Origin of the sequence: Pseudactinotalea sp., assembly GCF_048594945.1 — a bacterium.
GTDB lineage: Bacteria > Actinomycetota > Actinomycetes > Actinomycetales > Beutenbergiaceae > Pseudactinotalea.
In genome coordinates this window covers 1-2,874 of record NZ_JBMDXJ010000556.1, presented here as the reverse complement: position 1 = coordinate 2,874, position 2,874 = coordinate 1, and the positions used below count along the sequence as shown (strand labels likewise).

The following is a 2,874-nucleotide window of genomic DNA, read 5'->3' as shown; positions in this document are numbered from 1 at the left end:
AAAGGCTCGTGCCCGCGTTGGTGACTCCTCCCGCGAACGGCGCCCACGTCTGTGATCGATGCAGTACCTGGACACCGAACGGGCGGCTGTCCGAGCGGGCATGCCGGAGCACCCACCTGGATGACCACAACCGCGTCAGAGACCGAGAACTAACTTCCATCCTCTGCGAGAACTGCCTCGAAGTGCGCACCGCGCTCGATCGCGATCCACTCGGCCTATCGGTCATCTCGCTCTACCGCAAGCCTTCGCCACTTCGGAATGCCCTAACCCGGTACAAGGGCCGGGAAGACGATGAGGACCCCTTCGACCCCGCGTGTGTTCGTCTGGTGCGCTCCATGCTGGGTCGCTACCTGATGGAGCACGGCGAGTCCCTTTTGCAGGTCTCGGGCGGGATTGATGGGATAGTGGTGGTCCCGTCTACCGAGCGTCCTGCTCCACATCCCCTTGAGGCTGTGGTGGACTCGCTTGAACTCGACCTCCCACGGCTGCAACTGCTCGCCCGCGGACCGGGAGAGTTGGGCTTCCGCAGGCCGAGCCCCGATGGGTACCGGGTCGTCATGACGCACGCGCCATCACGGATTCTCCTTCTCGATGACGTCTACACAACCGGCTCACGCCTCAACAGCGCTGCTTGCGCTCTGGAGCAGAGCGGACACAAGACGGTCGCTGCACTCGTTCTCGCCCGGCGGATCAACCCAGACTATTCGTCAGAAGCCACGCAGTTATGGGCTGCTGCGACGACTCAGGCCTTCGACTGGAAAACCAGCCCAAGAACCGTGGAGGCGTAGGCATGGGTGGCGAGCCTCTCTCAGGCAGGCAAGCAACTGGCCAAACCAGGGCATTCGATCGGGAGGTCGAGGGTGCTGGGGTCGAACCTCGGCCTGGGCTCGCTGATCATTTGCCGGCCCTGCTTCTCGAGGCGCGCGTCGAGACGATCGAGCTCAACGTGCTTCGTCGGCGTCCTTCATTCCAAGGTGGCGAGGTCTCGCCCCTAGCGCAGTCGCTCACGGACCCAGCCCGTGACGAACACCAGGCGCGCGGATTCGGCTTTTGGGAGTTCCTCCTGGCCAAGGCCGTGACCACCGACTCCGGGACTCGGGGGGACCTGCTGCGCGCCGCGCTGCGTCACAACAGCGACGGCGCAACGCGCATAGCACTCGGGCGCGAGGAGTTCGTCGAGTTACTAGGAGCCGGCGAGTATGCGAATCTCTCGCCGCGTGAACTTGTCTCCTTCTGCTCGTCTGTTGTGGTGGCCGACACGAAGCAGCCGATGCATCTCCCACTGCTCGACCTCGGCGTCAAGCCTGGATCCGACGGCGAGGCTTCGGCGATCGACGCCATCCATGCCCTCGGACTGCGCGGCCTGCTGTACATGAGCGGTCGCTCCTATCACTTCTACGGCGCAGAACCGGTGGCGCTACCTGACCTCGTAGCCATCCTGGGGCGAAGTCAATTGCTGTCACCCATCGTCGACTCCCGGTGGGTCTCGCATCAGTTGATGGATGGTCGCTGCGGACTCAGGATCTCGACCGACTCCGAGAAGGCACCCGTCGCCCCAGTGTTCGTCACCAAGGTTGGGACCATCGTCTAGTGCCAGCGATCGGCCCAATCACCAAAGCCGCCGACGCCGAATGAAGCCGTCCCAGGTGTCGATTCATCCTTCAACTGGCTGCCTGGTCGATTGCTGCTGATGCCTGGTCCAAGAGCATGTTCGTCTCGGGTTCGGGGTCAACGTCGAGTTCGGTGAGCCGCTGCGTCAAGGCTTCCATGAGTTCGGTTGCCGCAGCGTGCTCACCCATCAGGACCCGCGCGCGGATGGCGTAGCGCCAGAGGCGTTCGTGGTCGGTGCTGGCGCGCAATCCGGCGTCTGCAGCTTCGGCGGCCAGTCCGGGTTTGCCTTCGAGGAGCGCGCGGCGAGCAGCTTCGCAGGCGACGTCGATGACGCTCGCGGTCATCTCCACTGCGAGGGTGTCCGACCAGAGGTAGCGGTTGGCGCGAACCCGACCCACCCCGTCGCGTACCTGACTGAACGGAACCCCACGAACCAGCATCAGGGCGCGGCGCAGGTCCGGCAGCGGGGTGCTGCTGGGGTCCGATCCGCGCAGGCGGTTGAAGTCCCCCCAGTCGCTGCCAACCTCGGTGAGGTGGTACCGCTTGATGGGCCCGCCGGCACCGTCAGTGACCGTGCTGAGGCGCCACGCACCTTCGGTGTTGATTCCCAACAGGCGGCGGGTGCGCGACACCGCCGAGTGCCGCGTGGCGGGCTTGATGCTCTGGTTGGGCCACAGGGCGGCCGCGAACTGCTCCGTCGTGGCACCGTCGTTCATCGCCAGGTAGGCGGTCATCTCCACAGCTGCGTGCAGATGTCCAACGGTCCCAGACAGCACCGCGGTGTCCGCCCCGACGAGCTCGACCGGCCCGAGCACGCGCACCTGCGGCACGGTGTGCTCAACCTCGAACAGCGACTCCGGCTCGATCAGGGACTCCAGCCGCTCGGTCGGGTCCGGATCGGGCAGGTCAGCGATGACGGGCTCGCGGGCATCCGCCAGGTTTGAGGTCCAGGCCGGACCGGGCACGTAGCTGGCACCGAGCACCTCGACGATCTCTGCGTACTCCTCCGGGCTGAGGTGCTGCACCTGGATCGGCATCCCAGAGGGCGCCAAGGTGGCGTCGATAGTGCCGGCACGTGCTTCGATGGCTGCCTGGCCGAGGTCGGCGCCGACGGTCACGACCGCGGCGGAGGGTGCTTCCTGCATGAGTTCGCGCAGACGTTCGCCCTCGTCCTGGGTGAGGTCGACAGCGAAGAACACGACCTCCGGCGGCCACTGCCGGGACCCATGGGGCTCGGGTGCCAGGGTGTCCAGCCGGTCGAGA

The 2,874-nt window shown here is 65.8% G+C and carries 3 protein-coding genes; 2 read left to right on the top strand and 1 reads right to left on the bottom strand.

Annotated elements, in window-relative coordinates:
• Both ACOJSN_RS25185 and ACOJSN_RS25180 read left to right on the top strand, forming a co-directional pair.
• Positions 1-788 (top strand): hypothetical protein (locus ACOJSN_RS25185; RefSeq protein WP_420115229.1); only part of this gene is annotated, 788 nt, incomplete at its 5' end.
• A gap of 110 nt (positions 789-898) precedes the next feature.
• Positions 899-1,591 carry a hypothetical protein gene (locus ACOJSN_RS25180; protein WP_420115228.1) on the top strand — a complete coding sequence of 231 codons (693 nt, stop codon included), beginning with the start codon at positions 899-901 and terminating at the stop codon, positions 1,589-1,591.
• Positions 1,592-1,661: 70 nt separating this feature from the next.
• Here the strand turns inward: ACOJSN_RS25180 and ACOJSN_RS25175 are convergent.
• The coding region (locus ACOJSN_RS25175; protein ID WP_420115227.1) for an AfsR/SARP family transcriptional regulator at positions 1,662-2,874 on the bottom strand (1,213 nt) is incomplete at its 5' end.